Raw genomic sequence first — 17635 nt, forward strand, 5'->3', positions numbered from 1 at the left:
GCCCCCTTTCATACTGAAAGAGGGCATCACATATTACGCTGTAGCAGGCGTTCTGTTAACGCTGATAGATAATTTCAACGCCTTCGTCGTCTTCATCATCCCAGTCGTCATCCCACTCTTCATCTTCCACTTCGACCGTGTTTTCAATGGTTTCTTTGTGGTAATCATCCCACATGAATTCCACTTTCTCCGGCTGCTTCTCTTCAAGCTCCGCTTCTTTCGGGTTAGCGTTGATGAAGCTCATCACGTCCCAGCAGAGTTCTTTGACGCCGATCTGGCTTGCGGCAGAGATCAGGTAATACTTATCTTCCCAGCCCAGCGCTTCAGCAACCGCTTTAGCCCGTGACTGCGCTTCTTCTTCACTGATCAGATCAATTTTGTTGAAGACCAGCCAGCGTGGTTTGTTGAACAGCTTCTCGCTGTATTTTTCCAGCTCGCCGAGGATGATACGGGCATTTTCAACCGGATCGCTTTCATCAATCGGGTCGATATCGATCAGGTGAAGCAATACGCGGCAGCGTTCAAGATGCTTCAGGAAGCGAATGCCGAGGCCTGCGCCCTCTGCTGCGCCTTCAATCAGACCCGGAATATCGGCCACGACGAAGCTTTGCTCGCTGTCCATACGCACCACGCCCAGGCTTGGCACCAGGGTGGTAAACGGATAGTCCGCTACTTTAGGTTTGGCTGCCGAGACGGCACGAATAAAGGTCGATTTACCGGCATTCGGTAAGCCCAGCATACCGACGTCCGCCAGCAGCATCAGCTCCAGCTGCAGGTCACGCTTTTCACCTGGGGTACCCATGGTTTTCTGGCGCGGACTGCGGTTCACTGACGATTTGAAACGGGTGTTGCCCAGGCCATGCCAGCCGCCTTTACCGACCATCAGTTTCTGGCCGTGGCGCGTCATGTCGCCGAGTGTCTCACCGGTACCCTGGTCGATAACCCGGGTGCCGACCGGCACTTTAACTTCGATATCTTTACCGCGTTTACCGGTACAGTCGCGGCTCTGGCCGTTCTGCCCACGTTCGGCGCGGAAAGATTTTTCGAAACGATAATCGATGAGGGTATTGAGGTTTTCATCAGCGATCAGATAAACGTCACCGCCGTCACCACCATCACCCCCATCAGGGCCGCCTCTCGGGATATATTTTTCGCGGCGGAAGCTGACGCAACCATTACCGCCATCACCGGCGACGACCAGAATTGTCGCTTCATCAACAAACTTCATTTTTAAATCTCCGTCACACAATCGCCTGCAGCACTCTGCAGACGGGTCCGCCAGGGTCTTCTGCGCTGACCAGCGGCGGATAAATCAGGATTGGCTTTCGCCAGTGCGTACACAAAGTGTACAGCAAACTTTTGTGATGCGTCGCTTTTACCGCGACAGACCGCAGAATGTAAAAAGCCCCGCAGGAGCTGCGGGGCCTTCAATTCGTGCGTTCAGACGTTAAACGTCTGCGTCACGACAACCTTACTCAGCAACGATGCTGATGTATTTACGGTTGTTCGGACCTTTAACTTCGAACTGTACTTTACCGTCTGCGGTAGCAAACAGGGTGTGGTCACGACCACAACCTACATTGGTACCGGCGTGGAATTTGGTGCCACGCTGACGAACGATGATGCTACCTGCCAGAACAGATTCGCCACCGAAACGTTTTACACCCAGACGTTTTGCATTGGAGTCACGACCATTTCGAGTCGAACCACCAGCCTTTTTATGTGCCATTTGTCAGATCTCCTCTTACGCCGTGATACCAGTGATTTTCACATCAGTGAACCACTGGCGATGGCCTGCTTGCTTACGGTAGTGCTTACGACGACGAAACTTAACAATCTTAATTTTCTCGCCACGACCGTGAGCAACAACTTCTGCCTTGATCATTCCGCCTGAAACCAGTGGCGCGCCGATTTTCACGTCTTCGCCATTAGCAATCATCAGAACCTGGTCAAACTCAATCGTTTCACCGGTTGCGATGTCCAGCTTTTCCAGGCGAACGGTCTGACCTTCGCTTACTCGGTGTTGTTTACCACCACTTTGGAAAACCGCGTACATATAAAACTCCGCTTCTGCGCTTGCCTTTTAGTTCATCAGGCGGCGCGCTAAATATTCACAATAGGGCGCGAATTCTACGCAAAACTCCAGAAGAAGACAAGAGCACTTTGCACACTCTTGCAGAAAAAAAACACAGGCTGAATGCAACCGTTTCTCAGGCACAAAATTCAAGTACAATCAGTAACAGATTACCTGAACGCTGGCTGGGTAAACCACTTACCATGGCAGAGATAACGAGTCATAGCTGAAAAGACGAATGAACTTAGAACAGATTAATGAATTAACCGCACAGGATATGGCTGCCGTTAACCAGACCATCCTCGACCAGCTGAATTCGGATGTCTCGCTCATCAACCAGTTGGGCTACTACATCATCAGTGGCGGGGGCAAGCGTATCCGTCCCATTATTGCCGTGCTATCTGCACGTGCCATGGGCTACAAGGGCGACCTGCACGTGACCAATGCGGCGCTGATCGAATTTATCCACACCGCCACGCTGCTGCATGACGATGTCGTGGATGAATCCGATATGCGTCGTGGCAAAGCGACCGCGAACGCGGCGTTTGGCAATGCGGCAAGCGTGCTGGTCGGTGATTTTATTTACACTCGCGCCTTCCAGATGATGACCAGCATGGGGTCGCTGCGTATCCTGGCGCTGATGTCAGAGGCGGTAAACGTGATTGCTGAAGGCGAAGTCCTGCAGCTGATGAACGTCAACGACCCGGACATCACCGAAGAGAGCTACATGCGCGTGATTTACAGTAAGACCGCGCGCCTGTTTGAAGCGGCCTCACAGGCCTCGGCGATACTGGCTGAAGCGACACCTGAAGAGGAAAAAGCGCTGCAGGATTATGGACGCTATCTGGGTACCGCTTTCCAGTTAATTGACGATTTGCTGGATTACAGTGCTGACGGCGAGACGCTGGGTAAAAATACCGGCGATGACCTGAGCGAAGGCAAACCGACGCTGCCGCTGCTGCATGCCATGCAGCACGGCTCGCCTGAACAGGCGAAGATGATCCGTGAAGCCATCGAGCAGGGAAATGGCCGCCATCTGCTGGAGCCGGTGCTGGAAGCGATGAATCAGTGTGGTTCGCTGGAATGGACGCGTAGCCGCGCGGAACAGGAAGCGGATAAAGCGATTGAAGCCTTGCGGATTCTGCCCGAATCCCCCTGGCGCAGCGCGCTGGAGTCGCTGGCACACATGTCAGTTCAGCGCGACTTCTGATCCCTCACGGAGCCTGCCGGGCTCCGTTTTTACGACCCTGCTCTCACTTCTTTTTGTTCCCTCTTAGCTATTGCACTCCTGTTGCGTGCCACCACACAGACCAGACGCGGGATCCAAATATTACTGGAAATTAACAGGAAATATTTGCTATAAAATTCTGGCTATTTCCAGATAATGGTAAAAGGAAAGCCAGCGTCTCGCTGGATGATGCAATGACAAGGAAAAGGAGAACAGGTTATGCAAAAAATAAAGGAAGACTGGCACCCGGCTGACATTATCGCGGCGCTGCATAAGCGTGGTATGACGCTGGCAGCGCTGTCACGCGCAGCAGGCCTGAGTTCATCCACGCTGGCGAATGCACTGACGCGTCCATGGCCCAAAGGTGAATGGCTGATCGCCGACGCGATCAAGGTTCATCCCTGTGAGATCTGGCCCAGCCGCTATTACGATCCCGATACAAACTGCCTGCTGGATCGCAGAAAACGTATCCGGACGCCTGCCGATCAGACGGATAACGCCTGAGATCTCTGGCGATCCTCAGGCCAAAAAAAACCAGCCCCCGCGGGGGCTGGCTATTTCAGCGCATCTGCAGGATTACTCTTCGCTGACGCGCTCGATGTTCGCGCCCATCGCTTTCAGCTTATCTTCGATGTGCTCATAGCCACGATCGATGTGATAAATGCGATCAACGAACGTCGTGCCTTCCGCAATGCAACCCGCCAGAACCAGACTGGCAGACGCACGCAAATCGGTCGCCATTACCTGCGCACCTGACAGGGTTTCAACCCCGTGACAGATCGCCGTGTTGCTCTCAATCTCAGCATGTCCGCCCATACGAATCAGTTCCGGGATATGCATGAAACGGTTTTCAAAGATGGTTTCGGTAATCACGCCCGTGCCTTCCGCAACCATGTTTAACAGGGTGAACTGCGCCTGCATATCGGTCGGGAACCCCGGATGCGGTGCGGTGCGCACGTTGACCGCTTTTGGTCGCTTGCCGTGCATATCCAGACTGATCCAGTCTTCACCGGTTTCGATATCGGCACCCGCATCACGCAGCTTCGCCAGCACAGCGTCCAGCGTATCAGGCTGGGTTTTATGACACATCACTTTGCCGCCCGAAATCGCGGCAGCCACCAGGAAGGTACCGGTTTCGATACGATCGGGCAGGACGGTATAGACACCGCCACCCAGACGCTCTACGCCTTCGATGGTGATTTTGTCGCTGCCTGCGCCACTGATTTTAGCGCCCAGGGTGTTAAGGAAGTTGGCGGTATCCACAATTTCCGGCTCACGCGCCGCATTTTCAATCACGGTAGTACCGGTCGCCAGCGTCGCAGCACTCATGATGGTCACGGTTGCGCCAACGCTGATTTTGTCCATGACAATCAGCGCGCCTTTCAGGCGGCCATTGACTGACGCTTTGACATAGCCCTCTTCCAGCTTGATCTCGGCACCCAGCTGTTCCAGACCGGTGATGTGCAGGTCAACCGGACGCGCGCCGATAGCACAGCCACCCGGCAGGGAAACCTGACCCTGACCAAAACGTGCCACCAGCGGGCCCAGCGCCCAGATTGAGGCACGCATGGTTTTAACCAGATCGTAAGGCGCACAAAAGACATCTACCGCGCTGGCATCGACATGCACAGAACCGTTGCGTTCCACCTTCGCACCCAGCTGGCTCAGCAGCTTCATGGTGGTATCAATGTCGCGCAGCTTTGGCACATTCTGGATCTCTACCGGCTCTTCGGCCAGCAGGGCAGCAAACAGAATAGGAAGTGCGGCATTCTTCGCCCCGGAAATGGTGACTTCACCACTTAAGCGGGTGGGGCCTTGCACACGAAATTTTTCCATTAACACGGCTCTCAATTAACTAGCTAAAAATTGGACTCGCCCACGGCGAGTTCACCACGCTGCGGGATCAGAAACCGTTGAGTTTACGGTCACGCGCCCATTCAGCGGGAGTATAGGTTTTGATAGAGACAGCATGCATGCGGTTATCCGCGATGAACTCCATCAGCGGCGCGTAGACAGCCTGCTGCTTTTTCACGCGGCTCAGTTCGCCAAACAGTTCGCCTACGGCGATCACCTGAAAATGGCTGCCATCGTTGCTCATCACATGAACTTCGTCTAAAGGCAATGCGGCCATCAGCACGGCCTGAATTTCACTGTTTTCCATTGGGCTTAACTTCACTTAATAATAATAAGGCTGACATAGTAGAGGAAAGCGGCTGACTCTTAAATACGCAAAAGCCCCTGTTGAAAACAGGGGCTTAGCATAACAACCGGAAATCAGGCGCTTTTATCCGCAGAAACAATAATCTGTTGCAGATTGTAAAGCGTAATCAGCGAGTGCAGTTTGTCACTGATACCCGTAAAGCGTGGAGTAATGCCCTGTGCCCGGGCGATTTCCCGCAGGTGCACCAGCAGGGCGAGACCGGAAGAATCAACACGCTCCAGCGCTGCAACGTCGATGGTATCGACATCTTTAATCAGCGTTTCACGTTGCTGCCACAGGCTCATTAACGTGTCGCGATCCAGTTCGCCTTTCAGCAATAGCGTGCTGGCTTCCCGCTCCCAGCGTAACGATTCGTGCATTATTTTTGTTTATCCAGCGTAATTGGCTGTGCCGCAGAGGATTTCAGTTGCGCTGTCAGACCGTCAATACCTTTAGTACGTAACAGATCGCTCCACTCATTTTGTTTGGTGGTGATCATGCTCACGCCTTCGGCGATCATGTCATAAGCCTGCCAGTTACCGGTCTGGCTGTTTTTACGCCACTGGAAGTCGAGACGAACTGGTGGACGGCCATTAGGATCGATGATGGAGACCCGAATAGCGACAATCTGAGCATCGCCCAATGGCTGCTCAGGCTGAATCTGGTAGCTCTGACCGTTATAGAGTGCCAGTGCCTGACCATAAGCCTGGGCCAGATAGTCACCAAAGGCGCTGAAGTAGGCTTCACGCTGCGCCGGCGTCGAATCACGATAGTAGCGGCCCAGCACTAACGCGCCCGCGTATTTGATCTGTACATAGGGCAGCAGCTCCTGACGCACAATCTGACGCAGGTAGTTTGGGTCCTGCTTGATTTTCGGCTGCTCATTTTTCAGACGGGTAAACGTCTTTTCCGCCGCTTCGTTCATCAGCTTGTAGGGATTGCTCTGATCGGCTGCTGTCGCCGTCAGCGGTACGGCAACCACCAGCATGGTAATCATCAGTAAACGTTTAAACATGGTATACCCTCTTCTTTAAGGTTGAGCCGGTGCCGCAGGCGCAGCACTGTCGCCTTCCTGCGCATCCTTGTTGTCACTGTTTTGCTTGTTATCGCCGCTCTTATAAAGGAACTGGCCAATCAGGTCTTCAAGCACCATCGCTGACTTGGTATCGCGCAGCGTATCGCCATCTTTCAGCATCGCCGAACCGAGTTCAGGATCGTCAAAGCCTAAGTTGAGCGCCAGGAACTGCTCACCCAGCAGTCCCTGCGTGCGAATCGCCAGCGAGCTGGTGTCTGAAATTTTATTCGCATACTGATCGCTGATCTCCATCGTGACACGTGGCAGCAGCGTTTTCGGTTCAAGCTCAATGTCCGTTACCCGGCCAATCACCACACCGCCGATTTTGACCGGCGAACTGGCTTTCAGGCCGCCGATATTGTCAAACGTGGCGTAGAGTTTCCATGTTGGCTCTGTGCCCATCGACTTTAAATCGGCGACGCGCAGACAGAGAAACAATGCGGCGATCAACGCCATAATCATAAAAATGCCAACCCAGATTTCGCTTTTTTTGCTTTGCATTGCATCAATTCCCAAACATCAGTGCTGTCAGCACAAAATCCAACCCGAGCACCGCCAGTGAAGCATGTACTACGGTACGCGTTGTCGCGCGACTGATCCCTTCAGAAGTGGGAATCGCGTCATAGCCATTAAAAAGAGCAATCCAGGTAACCGTCACGGCAAAGACGGCGCTTTTGATGATGCAGTTAACAACGTCGGTGCGGAAATCGACCGCGTTCTGCATGGCTGACCAGAAGAAACCAGGATCGATTCCCTTCCAGCTCACGCCAACCAGGGCACCGCCAGCAATGCCTACCGCGGTGAAGATCAGTGCGAGTAGCGGCATACTGATAAAACCGGCCCAGAAGCGCGGCGAAACGACGCGACGCAACGGATCCACCGCCATCATCTCCATACTGGAGAGCTGTTCAGTGGCTTTCATCAGACCGATTTCAGCCGTGAGGGCCGAGCCTGCCCGCCCGGCAAACAGCAGCGCGGTCACGACCGGCCCCAGCTCACGCAGCAACGACAGCGCCACCAGCATGCCCAGACTGGTTTCAGCACCGTAAGTGGTCAGTACCAGATAACCCTGCAGTCCCAGTACCATGCCGATAAACAGGCCCGACACCACAATAATCAGTAACGACAACACGCCAACACTATAGAGCTGTTTAATCAGTAGCGGCGAGTGTCTGCGGAACGCGGGTTTTCCTACCAGCGCGTGAAACAGCATTAATCCTGCGCGTCCAAAACTGGCGCACGTTTCAATTCCCTGACGACCGAATGACGCCAGCGCCTTCAAGACCATCTGTTTAGTTACTCCCTGAGCCGGTTAAATCAGCGAGATAGTCGCCGGCAGGAAAACGGAAGGGAACCGGACCATCCGCATCGCCATCAATAAACTGGCGGACGCGCGGGTCATTATTCTCTCGCAGTTCCGGCGTGGTGCCGTGTGCGATAATTTTTTGTCCGGCCACGATATAGGCATAGTCCGCAATACTCAGTACTTCCGGTACGTCGTGCGAGACCACAATACAGGTCAGGCCCAGAGCATGGTTCAGTTCATCAATGAGTTTGACCAGCACACCCATGGTGATGGGATCCTGACCGACAAAAGGCTCATCGAACATGATCAGTTCCGGCTCAAGCGCAATCGCGCGCGCCAGCGCCACACGACGCGCCATTCCGCCCGACAGCTCAGCCGGTTTCAGTTGAGCTGCGCCACGCAGCCCCACGGCTTCCAGCTTCATTAATACCGTGCTGTGCAGAATAGGTGCGGGAAGACGGGTATGTTCGCGCAGCGGCCAGGCGACATTTTCATAGACCGTTAAGTCAGTAAATAGCGCGCCAGACTGGAACAGCATGCTCATCTTCTTGCGCGCTTCATACAATTTAGCGCGCGACAATGACGGAATGTTTTCGCCACGGAAAAAGATGTCACCGCGGGTCGGCTGAAGTTGCCCCCCAATCAAGCGTAGCAGAGTGGTTTTCCCTATCCCCGACGGTCCCATTATCGCCGTCACTTTGCCTTTCGGCACGGTCAGCGAAATGTCGTCGAAGATGGTGCGATCTCCGCGCGAAAAACTCACGCCACGAACCTCAACCAGATTCGTTTGCTGCTGGATCATTATTACCTCTTGTAAGGATCGGGCGTAAACATGGGGTACGATGGTAGCCTGTTCGGTCCTGATTCACGATAGCTTTACAGAAACTTACCGCTAAGATTTGGCGAAAATGGTCATTAAATTTACTTTTGCCGTTCAGACGGTCAAAATCAGCGGCTGTCTCGCCAAACAGAACCTTAAACCGGTCGGTAAAGGCATTGCCGGCCCGGGTTTTTACGCAAGGATTTTTCATGTTCGTAGCTTCTGCACTGCTGATTATCGGTTTGCTTTTACTGGCATATGGTGCCGATCGTCTGGTGTTTAGCGCCTCTATATTGTGTCGTTCCTTTGGCATTCCGCCGCTGATCATTGGCATGACCGTTGTCAGCATCGGCACCTCGCTGCCAGAAATGATCCTCTCCTTTTCCGCGGCCCAGCATGGCCAGATGGATCTGGCAGTTGGCACCGCGCTCGGCTCGAATATTACCAACATTTTACTCATTTTGGGTGCCGCTGCGCTAATGCATCCACTCAGCGTTCATTCTAATCTGATACGCCGTGAACTGCCGTTGATGTTGCTGGTTACCCTGCTCAGCGGATTCATGCTGTTTGACAATCAGCTTAGTCGACTGGATGGAATTGGCCTGATTGCCATCGCCGCTATTTATCTGATGGTGGTGATTCGCATTGCGCGTAAAGCAGAACGGGACAACAACGACACCCTGACCCGCGAGCAGCTGGCCGAGCTGCCCCGTGAAGAGAGCGGAAACACGGTGGCCTTTCTCTGGCTGGCCGTCGCGCTGATAATTCTGCCGATGTCCACCCGCATGGTGATCGACAATGCCACCGCCTTTGCCGACTACTTTGGCGTCAGCGAACTGGTGATGGGCCTGACGCTCATCGCCGTGGGCACCAGCCTGCCTGAGCTGGCGACGGTGATTGCCGGGGCGCTGAAAGGTGAAGATGATATCGCGATCGGCAATCTGATCGGTGCCAACATTTATAATATTGCCATCGTGCTGGGCCTGCCGGCGCTGATTCACCCTGGCAGTATCGACTATCACGCCTTTGCTCGTGATTACTGGGTGATGCTGGGCGTCAGCGTGCTGTTTGCCCTGCTCTGCCTGCTGCGTCGCCGACGCGTTGGCCGCATCGCCGGCCTGATTTTACTCTGTGGTTTCTTCGTCTGGGTGACGCTGCTGTGGATGCAGCCGGCATTCATGGACGGCTAACAAGGACAGACTCACTATGTCATATCAGCAACCAACAGCATTTGATTTTCAGCAGGCGGGGAAAACCGTCCTGCGCATCGAGCGTGAAGGACTGGAACAGCTCGATCAATATATTAATGACGATTTCGCCCGCGCCTGCGCCCTGATCTACGCCTGTCAGGGTAAAGTGGTCGTGATGGGCATGGGTAAGTCTGGTCATATCGGCAAAAAAATGGCGGCGACCTTTGCCAGTACCGGTACGCCAGCCTTTTTTGTTCATCCGGCCGAAGCCAGCCATGGCGACCTGGGCATGGTGAGCAAAAATGATGTGGTGATCGCCATCTCTAACAGCGGTGAGTCGAATGAAATCCTCGCGCTGATTCCGGTGTTAAAACGTCAGCACATTGCGCTGATCTGCATGACAGGACGGCCTGACAGCGCGATGGGCCGGGTTGCCGATGTGCATCTGTGTGTCCATGTTCCGCAGGAAGCCTGCCCGTTAGGCCTTGCGCCAACCACCAGTACCACAGCCACACTGGTGATGGGCGATGCGCTGGCGGTTTCGCTGCTGGAAGCACGCGGATTCACGGCGGAAGATTTCGCCCTCTCCCACCCTGGCGGTGCGCTGGGCCGCAAACTGCTGCTGCATGTAGCAGATATCATGCACAGCGGCGATGAGCTGCCGCACGTAACCCGTGACGCCTCACTGCGTGATGCGCTGCTGGAGATTACCCGCAAAAATCTGGGCCTGACGGTCATCGTCGACGGTTTGATGAAAATTGAAGGTATCTTTACTGATGGTGACCTGCGCCGCATCTTTGATATGGGCATCGATTTTCAGCGCGCCACCATCGGGGAAGTGATGACGCCAGGTGGCATCCGCGTCCGGCCAAATATGCTGGCGGTTGAAGCCCTGAACCTGATGCAAACCAAAAACATTACCTCGATTCTGGTGGCCGATGACGACCATCTGCTCGGTGTGGTACATATGCATGACATGCTGCGCGCTGGCGTAGTCTGAACAGGAAAAGAAAATGCAACAGGTAACGCCCACGATTGACACCTGCTATGGACCTGTCAGTGCTGACGTCATGGCGCGCGCCAGCAACATTCGTCTGCTGATCTGCGACGTCGATGGCGTCATGTCCGACGGGGTGATCTACATGGGAAACAAGGGTGAAGAGCTGAAAGCCTTCAACGTGCGGGATGGTTACGGTGTACGCTGTTTGCTGACCGCTGATGTGGAAGTGGCTATTATTACCGGCCGCAATGCGCGTCTGATGGAAGATCGCTGCAAAACGCTCGGCATCCGTCATCTTTATCAGGGACAATCGGATAAGCTTTTGGCCTATCGTGAACTTCTGGATAAACTGTCTCTCTCTGATGATCAGGTCGCCTACATCGGTGACGACCTGATCGACTGGCCGGTTATGGCGAAAGTGGGATTAAGCGTGGCGGTGGCGGATGCACATCCGATCCTGTTGCCGCGCGCGCAGTATGTCACGCGGATTGCGGGTGGACGCGGCGCGGTTCGCGAAGTATGTGACCTGATCTTAATGGCGCAGAACAAATTTGAGGATGCCAAAGGGCAATCAGTATGAGTAAAAGCAGGCGTTGGATAACGCTGATTCTGACCTTGATTGCACTGGTTTTGATCGGCTGGAATCTTACCAACCAGGATGGCGATGGCACGCCAGTCGGGACGGATAGTCAGTCGCCGACCTATACCAGTGATGATTCTCACACTGTGGTGTATAACCCGCAGGGCGCGCTGTCATATAAACTGGTCTCTGACAAAGTGACCTATTTCTCGGATGACGAGCTGAGCTGGTTCGACAATCCGGTAATGACCACCTTTGATGAGAATAAAATTCCTACCTGGACGTTACGCGCAGATAAAGCAAAGCTCACCAAAGATCGTATGCTTTATCTGTATGGCCATGTTGAGCTGAATACGCTGACGCAGGATTCTCAGCTTGAGCGGATCAAAACCGATAATGCACAGATTAACCTTGTTACTCAGGACGTTACCTCTGATGACCAGGTGACATTGTATGGCCGCAGCTTTAACTCCACCGGCATGAAAATGCGCGGCAATTTACGGACAAAAAACGCCGAGTTAATCGAGAAGGTCAAAACCTCTTATGAAATTCAAAATGAACAAAAATAGCCTGAAGATTTTACTGGCCAGCATGTTACTGGCAACCAGCGTTCCGGCGCTGGCCCTGACCGGTGACTCGGACAAACCCGTCAATATTGACTCGCAGAATCAGGCGCTGGATTTGCAGGGCAATGTCGCGACCTTTACCGGCAATGTCATCGTGACGCAGGGCTCTATCAAAATCACGGCCGATAAAGTCGTGGTGACCCGTCCGGGCGGCGACAGTAAGAAAACCATCGTTGACGCCTACGGTAATCCCGCCACTTTCTATCAGATGCAGGACAGCGGCAAGCCGGTTCAGGGCCATGCCTCTAAACTGCACTACGAACTGGCCAACGATTTCGTTGAACTGACCGGCAATGCGTTCATTGAGCAGCAGGACAGCAACATCAAAGGCGATCGTATTACCTATCTGGTGAAAGAGCAGAAAATGCAGGCTTACAGCCAGGGCCAGAACAAGCGCGTCACGACCGTACTGGTGCCGTCGCAACTTCAGGATAAAGGTTCGTCCAACAGCGGAAAGAAGAGTAACTGATAGCTATGGCCACATTAATCGCAGAAAACCTGGCGAAGGCATATAAAGGCCGTCGCGTGGTAGAAGATGTCAGCCTGCAGGTAAAATCCGGCGAGATTGTCGGCCTGCTGGGTCCGAACGGAGCCGGTAAAACCACCACCTTTTACATGGTGGTGGGCATTGTGCCGCGTGACGCTGGCCGCATTGTCATTGATGATGAAGACATCAGCATCCTGCCGCTGCATGCGCGTGCGCGTCGCGGCATCGGTTATCTGCCGCAGGAGGCGTCGATTTTCCGTCGCCTCAGCGTCTACGATAACCTGATGGCGGTACTGCAGATCCGTGATGACCTCACCGAAGAGCAACGCCAGGATCGCGCCCGTGAGCTGATGGAAGAGTTCCACATCGAGCACCTGCGTGACAGCATGGGTCAGGCACTGTCGGGTGGTGAACGACGTCGTGTTGAGATTGCCCGCGCGCTGGCTGCCAATCCTAAGTTTATTCTGCTGGATGAACCTTTTGCCGGTGTTGACCCTATTTCCGTTATCGACATCAAGAAGATCATTGAGCATCTGCGTGACAGCGGCCTCGGCGTTTTGATTACCGACCACAACGTGCGCGAAACGTTAGCGGTCTGTGAGCGGGCCTATATCGTCAGCCAGGGCCACCTGATTGCGCATGGTACACCCAATGAAATTCTTGCGGATGAGCAGGTTAAGCGGGTTTATTTGGGTGAAGAGTTCAGACTCTGATAAGGTGTCGTTAATACCGATGTTTACCTGGGAACTACCATCCTGTCTATGAAGCAAGGTTTACAACTCAGGTTCAGCCAACAGCTGGCAATGACTCCACAATTGCAGCAGGCAATTCGTCTGCTGCAACTCTCCACGCTTGAACTCCAGCAGGAGTTACAGCTTGCACTGGAAAGTAATCCCCTGCTTGAGCAGACCGATCTGCATGACGAGATTGACTCCCGGGAATCGTCAGAAGCCGAAGCGCTGGATACCCGTGAAGCGCTCGAGCAGAAAGAGATGCCTGATGAGCTGCCGCTGGATGCCACCTGGGATGAAATCTACACCGCTGGCACCCCTTCCGGCACCGGTACCGATTATCAGGATGATGAGTTGCCGGTCTATCAGGGCGAAACCACGCAGTCACTGCAGGATTACCTGATGTGGCAGGTTGAATTGACGCCTTTCAGCGATACCGACCGCGCGATTGCGACCTCTATCGTCGATGCTATCGATGACACCGGATATCTCACCGTCTCGCTTGAGGAGATCCTCGACAGCATCGGCAACGATGAGCTTGAAGCGGATGAGGTTGAGGCGGTGCTGAAACGCATCCAGCGCTTTGACCCGATTGGTGTGGGCGCACGTGATTTGCGTGACTGTCTGCTGGTTCAGCTCTCCCAGTATGCGCCAGAAACGCCGATGCTGACTGAAGCACGCCTGATTGTCAGCGAACATCTCGACCTGCTGGCTAATCACGACTTCCGTAGCCTGATGCGCGTCACGCGCCTCAAAGAAGAGGTGCTGAAAGAGGCGATGCTGCTGATTCAGTCGCTGGACCCGCGTCCGGGTCAGTCCATCAACACCGGCGAGCCGGAATATGTTATCCCCGACGTGCTGGTGCGTAAGGTCGGCAACCGCTGGACGGTTGAGCTCAATGCCGACAGCGTGCCTCGTCTGAAGATCAACCAGCACTATGCGGCAATGGGCGGTGCAACGCGCAATGACAGCGACAGCCAGTTCATTCGCAGTAATCTGCAGGAAGCGCGCTGGCTGATTAAGAGTCTGGAAAGCCGCAATGACACGCTGCTTAAAGTCACGCGCTGTATCGTTGAGCAGCAGCAGGCGTTCTTTGAGCAGGGTGAAGAATTTATGCGTCCGATGGTGCTGGCCGATATCGCCCAGGCCGTTGAGATGCACGAATCGACCATTTCCCGTGTGACCACGCAGAAGTATCTGCACAGCCCGCGTGGCATTTTTGAACTGAAGTACTTTTTCTCCAGTCACGTTAATACGGAGGGTGGCGGTGAAGCCTCCTCTACCGCGATCCGTGCTCTGGTGAAGAAATTAATTTCGGCGGAAAATCCAGCCAAACCCTTGAGCGACAGTAAACTGACCTCCATGTTATCTGATCAGGGGATCATGGTGGCACGGCGTACCGTCGCCAAATATCGTGAGTCTTTATCCATCCCGCCATCGAACCAGCGTAAACAGCTGGTTTGAAAGAAATGAGAAGGAAGACCTATGCAGCTGAACCTGACCGGGCAACATGTTGAAATCACGCCACCTTTACGTGAATTCGTCAGCGGTAAATTTGCCAAACTGGAACACTATTTTGAACATATCAATCAGGTCTATATTGTCCTGAAGGTTGAGAAAGTCACACAGGTGGCTGACGCAACACTTCACGTGAACGGTGGCGAGCTGCACGCCACGTCGGAAGCGGAAGATATGTATGCGGCAATTGACGGGCTGATCGATAAACTCGCCCGTCAGCTGACCAAACACAAAGATAAACTGAAAAAACACTAACCTTCACGCTAGCTACGCGCGCATGGCGCGCAGAGCCGACAGGATGGGGCGGATAATCCGCCCCGTTTTGTCATCTGAGCAAGCGCCGTTTGTCGCACATATCAGGGCGCTGGCGGTGAATGGCCTGGTGAACACGCAAGTGAAACGATAATGAACAACGACCTTACACTGGAATTGAGCACAGTGCTTTCGCCAGACTGCACCCGCAGCGGCGTACACTGCCAGAGCAAAAAACGTGCGCTGGAAATCATCAGCGAACTGGCCGCTAAGCAGCTCAACCTGCCGCACCAGACGCTTTTCGAAGCGATTCTGACCCGCGAACGCATGGGCAGTACCGGTATTGGTAACGGAATAGCCATTCCTCACGGCAAGCTGGAAGAGGATACGCTGCGTGCGGTTGGGGTATTTATCAGCCTTGAGCAGCCGATTGCGTTTGATGCCGTCGACAACCAGCCGGTCGACCTGTTGTTTGCATTGCTGGTTCCGGCTGACCAGTGCAAAACACACCTGCACACCCTTTCACTGGTGGCAAAACGTCTGGCAGATAAAACGGTTTGCCGTCGTCTGCGTGCTGCGCAGAGTGATGAAGAGCTCTATGCCATTATTACGGAAGTCCAGACAGAGCAGTAACGCGTCTTTACCGGCCCGGTGCCGGTTTTAAAACGGGAGAGAAGGTCATGGTGCTGATGATCGTTAGCGGTCGTTCAGGCTCGGGGAAGTCAGTGGCGCTCCGTGCGCTGGAAGATATGGGATTCTACTGCGTTGATAACCTGCCGGTCGTGCTGCTGCCTGAATTGGCCAATTCGCTGGCGGAACGCAATATTTCGGCGGCGGTCAGCATCGACGTGCGTAACATGCCTGAATCCCCGGAAATTTTTGAAACCGCGCTGAATAATCTGCCTGACACATTTTCACCTCAGCTGCTGTTTCTAGACGCCGATCGCAATACCCTGATTCGTCGTTACAGCGATACACGCCGTCTGCATCCCCTCTCCAGCAAAAATCTGTCGCTGGAGAGCGCTATCGATGAAGAGAGCGATCTGCTGGAGCCGCTGCGTTCACGTGCCGATCTGATCATCGACACCTCAGAGATGTCGGTACATGAGCTGGCCGAGATGCTGCGTACCCGTCTGCTGGGCAAGCGTGAACGCGAACTGACCATGGTGTTTGAATCCTTTGGCTTCAAACATGGCATCCCGATTGACGCTGATTATGTCTTTGACGTGCGCTTTCTGCCTAATCCCCACTGGGATCCTAAGCTGCGTCCGATGACCGGCCTCGATCGTCCGGTGGCGGCCTTCCTTGACCGCCACACTGAAGTGCACAACTTTATCTACCAGACACGCAGCTATCTTGAACTTTGGCTGCCGATGCTGGAGACCAACAACCGTAGCTATCTTACCGTGGCGATTGGCTGTACCGGTGGCAAACACCGCTCAGTTTATATTGCAGAACAGCTGGCGGATTACTTCCGTTCGCGCGGTAAGAATGTACAGTCACGCCATCGCACGCTGGAAAAGCGCAAATCATGACCGTCAGACAAACTGTAGAAATCAAAAATAAGCTGGGCATGCATGCCCGTCCGGCAATGAAGTTGTTTGAGCTGGTGCAGAGCTTCGATGCCGAAGTGTTGCTGCGCAACGAAGCGGGCACGGAAGCTGAGGCCAGCAGCGTGATTGCGCTGCTGATGCTGGACTCGGCTAAAGGCGGACACATAGAGATTGAAGCCAGCGGCCCGGAGGAGATCCCGGCGCTGGCAGCGGTCATTGAGCTGTTTGAAGCAGGTTTTGATGAAGACTAAGTCTTAGTCGAGCTTATTACGCTGCAGGAAGCCTTCCCCGCCAAGCTGCCGCATCTGACGCAGTATCCACTGCTGTCGCTCTCTGACGTAGCCTGAAGGCGCAGCAGCACGATAACGGATAGGATTAGGCAGAACGGCCGCCAGTAAAGCTGCATCGGCAGCGGTAAGCCGGCTGGCTGGCTTGTGGAAGTAGCGCTGTGAAGCTGATTCAACGCCAAAGATACCCGGCCCAAACTCTGCAATATTAAGATAGACGGTCAGAATACGTCGTTTCGTCCAGACTGTCTCAATACCTACTGTCAGCCCCGCTTCCAGACCTTTACGCACCCAGCTGCGGCCATCCCAAAGAAACAGATTCTTTGCTGTCTGTTGTGACAGCGTGGAGGCACCACGCATCCGGCTATCGCTGTTATCCAGTACAGATTCAATCGCCGCGACATCGAACCCCCAGTGGTCCGGAAACTTTTGATCTTCTGAGGCGATAACGGCCAGCCCCATCCACGGCGAAATCTCATCATGTCCGACCCAGTCAGAATGGGCGACATAGCTAAAGTCACCGCGTAACCAGGCACCGATCTGTCGTTCAGCCATCACCGCTGAAAACGGTACCGGCAGGAACGAAAAGAGCAAAATTCCCGCAAGCCACACGCCCAACCACACCAGCAGGACACGACCAATAATACGTCTGATACGCTGTCCGACGCTTCCTTTATGCTTGTTCATGCAATCTTCCCACACCTGTTT

At 54.0% G+C, this 17635-nt stretch carries 25 protein-coding genes; 13 read left to right on the forward strand and 12 right to left on the reverse strand.

The window, feature by feature from the left end:
- Positions 1-55: 55 nt before the first annotated feature.
- The 3 genes from cgtA to rplU form a co-directional block, all read right to left on the reverse strand.
- Positions 56-1228, reverse strand: coding sequence for an Obg family GTPase CgtA (cgtA, locus tag EGO56_RS17155; protein ID WP_135910346.1), 1173 nt, complete (start codon positions 1226-1228; stop codon positions 56-58).
- Between the two features lie 243 nt (positions 1229-1471).
- Positions 1472-1729 (reverse strand): 50S ribosomal protein L27, encoded by a 258-nt coding sequence (gene rpmA, locus EGO56_RS17160; RefSeq protein ID WP_003851093.1) that lies wholly within the window; start codon positions 1727-1729, stop codon positions 1472-1474.
- A 15-nt stretch (positions 1730-1744) separates the two neighbouring features.
- Complete coding sequence (gene rplU / locus EGO56_RS17165) at positions 1745-2056, reverse strand: 50S ribosomal protein L21 (protein ID WP_008925416.1); 312 nt, start codon at positions 2054-2056, stop codon at positions 1745-1747.
- Between the two features lie 256 nt (positions 2057-2312).
- Between rplU and ispB the strand changes: the two genes are divergently transcribed.
- Both ispB and EGO56_RS17175 read left to right on the forward strand, forming a co-directional pair.
- On the forward strand, positions 2313-3284 hold the full coding sequence (ispB, locus tag EGO56_RS17170) for an octaprenyl diphosphate synthase (protein WP_135910347.1): 972 nt from the start codon (positions 2313-2315) through the stop codon (positions 3282-3284).
- 237 nt (positions 3285-3521) lie between these two features.
- Positions 3522-3806, forward strand: coding sequence for a helix-turn-helix domain-containing protein (locus EGO56_RS17175; protein ID WP_135910348.1), 285 nt, complete (start codon positions 3522-3524; stop codon positions 3804-3806).
- A gap of 72 nt (positions 3807-3878) precedes the next feature.
- Here EGO56_RS17175 and murA read toward each other — a convergent pair whose 3' ends face one another.
- From murA to EGO56_RS22370, 8 genes are all read right to left on the reverse strand, one after another.
- Positions 3879-5138 carry a UDP-N-acetylglucosamine 1-carboxyvinyltransferase gene (gene murA / locus EGO56_RS17180; RefSeq protein WP_013359888.1) on the reverse strand — a complete coding sequence of 420 codons (1260 nt, stop codon included), beginning with the start codon at positions 5136-5138 and terminating at the stop codon, positions 3879-3881.
- A gap of 67 nt (positions 5139-5205) precedes the next feature.
- The gene (gene ibaG, locus EGO56_RS17185; protein WP_003851098.1) at positions 5206-5463 is read right to left on the reverse strand and encodes a BolA family iron metabolism protein IbaG; all 258 of its coding nucleotides are present in this window, start codon (positions 5461-5463) and stop codon (positions 5206-5208) included.
- A 113-nt stretch (positions 5464-5576) separates the two neighbouring features.
- Positions 5577-5882, reverse strand: a complete 306-nt coding sequence (gene mlaB, locus EGO56_RS17190; protein WP_010251883.1) for a lipid asymmetry maintenance protein MlaB — start codon at positions 5880-5882, stop codon at positions 5577-5579.
- Positions 5882-6517 (reverse strand): phospholipid-binding protein MlaC, encoded by a 636-nt coding sequence (mlaC, locus tag EGO56_RS17195; protein WP_135910349.1) that lies wholly within the window; start codon positions 6515-6517, stop codon positions 5882-5884. The genes mlaB and mlaC overlap by 1 nt, the downstream gene beginning before the upstream one ends.
- Before the next feature lie 15 nt (positions 6518-6532).
- Positions 6533-7078: an outer membrane lipid asymmetry maintenance protein MlaD gene (gene mlaD / locus EGO56_RS17200; RefSeq protein WP_033731989.1), complete on the reverse strand. Its 546-nt coding sequence runs from the start codon at positions 7076-7078 to the stop codon at positions 6533-6535.
- Positions 7079-7082: 4 nt separating this feature from the next.
- A complete protein-coding gene (gene mlaE / locus EGO56_RS17205; protein ID WP_033731283.1) occupies positions 7083-7865 on the reverse strand; it encodes a lipid asymmetry maintenance ABC transporter permease subunit MlaE in 783 nt (260 codons plus the stop codon).
- Between the two features lie 4 nt (positions 7866-7869).
- Positions 7870-8685: a phospholipid ABC transporter ATP-binding protein MlaF gene (gene mlaF / locus EGO56_RS17210; protein ID WP_095706325.1), complete on the reverse strand. Its 816-nt coding sequence runs from the start codon at positions 8683-8685 to the stop codon at positions 7870-7872.
- Positions 8657-8914: a hypothetical protein gene (locus EGO56_RS22370; protein ID WP_148707093.1), complete on the reverse strand. Its 258-nt coding sequence runs from the start codon at positions 8912-8914 to the stop codon at positions 8657-8659. The genes mlaF and EGO56_RS22370 overlap by 29 nt, the downstream gene beginning before the upstream one ends.
- Between EGO56_RS22370 and EGO56_RS17215 the strand changes: the two genes are divergently transcribed.
- From EGO56_RS17215 to npr, 11 genes are all read left to right on the forward strand, one after another.
- Positions 8913-9893: a calcium/sodium antiporter gene (locus EGO56_RS17215; RefSeq protein WP_033731280.1), complete on the forward strand. Its 981-nt coding sequence runs from the start codon at positions 8913-8915 to the stop codon at positions 9891-9893. The genes EGO56_RS22370 and EGO56_RS17215 overlap by 2 nt on opposite strands.
- 16 nt (positions 9894-9909) lie before the next feature.
- On the forward strand, positions 9910-10893 hold the full coding sequence (gene kdsD / locus EGO56_RS17220; RefSeq protein ID WP_013359882.1) for an arabinose-5-phosphate isomerase KdsD: 984 nt from the start codon (positions 9910-9912) through the stop codon (positions 10891-10893).
- A gap of 13 nt (positions 10894-10906) precedes the next feature.
- A complete protein-coding gene (gene kdsC / locus EGO56_RS17225; RefSeq protein ID WP_013359881.1) occupies positions 10907-11473 on the forward strand; it encodes a 3-deoxy-manno-octulosonate-8-phosphatase KdsC in 567 nt (188 codons plus the stop codon).
- A complete protein-coding gene (gene lptC / locus EGO56_RS17230; protein WP_013359880.1) occupies positions 11470-12042 on the forward strand; it encodes an LPS export ABC transporter periplasmic protein LptC in 573 nt (190 codons plus the stop codon). Before kdsC ends, lptC begins: the two co-directional genes overlap by 4 nt.
- The gene (lptA, locus tag EGO56_RS17235; RefSeq protein ID WP_033731276.1) at positions 12017-12568 is read left to right on the forward strand and encodes a lipopolysaccharide ABC transporter substrate-binding protein LptA; all 552 of its coding nucleotides are present in this window, start codon (positions 12017-12019) and stop codon (positions 12566-12568) included. Before lptC ends, lptA begins: the two co-directional genes overlap by 26 nt.
- Positions 12569-12573: 5 nt before the next feature.
- The gene (gene lptB, locus EGO56_RS17240; RefSeq protein ID WP_009092467.1) at positions 12574-13299 is read left to right on the forward strand and encodes an LPS export ABC transporter ATP-binding protein; all 726 of its coding nucleotides are present in this window, start codon (positions 12574-12576) and stop codon (positions 13297-13299) included.
- A gap of 48 nt (positions 13300-13347) precedes the next feature.
- Positions 13348-14781 (forward strand): RNA polymerase factor sigma-54, encoded by a 1434-nt coding sequence (gene rpoN / locus EGO56_RS17245; RefSeq protein ID WP_033731275.1) that lies wholly within the window; start codon positions 13348-13350, stop codon positions 14779-14781.
- 21 nt (positions 14782-14802) lie between these two features.
- A complete protein-coding gene (gene hpf / locus EGO56_RS17250) occupies positions 14803-15090 on the forward strand; it encodes a ribosome hibernation promoting factor (RefSeq protein ID WP_013359877.1) in 288 nt (95 codons plus the stop codon).
- Positions 15091-15240: 150 nt separating this feature from the next.
- Positions 15241-15720, forward strand: a complete 480-nt coding sequence (gene ptsN, locus EGO56_RS17255) for a PTS IIA-like nitrogen regulatory protein PtsN (RefSeq protein WP_013359876.1) — start codon at positions 15241-15243, stop codon at positions 15718-15720.
- Between the two features lie 47 nt (positions 15721-15767).
- Positions 15768-16622, forward strand: a complete 855-nt coding sequence (gene rapZ, locus EGO56_RS17260) for an RNase adapter RapZ (protein WP_010251920.1) — start codon at positions 15768-15770, stop codon at positions 16620-16622.
- Complete coding sequence (gene npr, locus EGO56_RS17265; RefSeq protein ID WP_010251923.1) at positions 16619-16891, forward strand: PTS phosphocarrier protein NPr; 273 nt, start codon at positions 16619-16621, stop codon at positions 16889-16891. The genes rapZ and npr overlap by 4 nt, the downstream gene beginning before the upstream one ends.
- A gap of 3 nt (positions 16892-16894) precedes the next feature.
- On the opposite strand, the gene mtgA is transcribed toward npr, so the two are convergent.
- Positions 16895-17614 carry a monofunctional biosynthetic peptidoglycan transglycosylase gene (gene mtgA / locus EGO56_RS17270; protein ID WP_135910350.1) on the reverse strand — a complete coding sequence of 240 codons (720 nt, stop codon included), beginning with the start codon at positions 17612-17614 and terminating at the stop codon, positions 16895-16897.
- Positions 17615-17635: the final 21 nt, after the last annotated feature.

The organism is Pantoea vagans (assembly GCF_004792415.1).
In the GTDB taxonomy this organism is placed as follows: domain Bacteria; phylum Pseudomonadota; class Gammaproteobacteria; order Enterobacterales; family Enterobacteriaceae; genus Pantoea; species Pantoea vagans.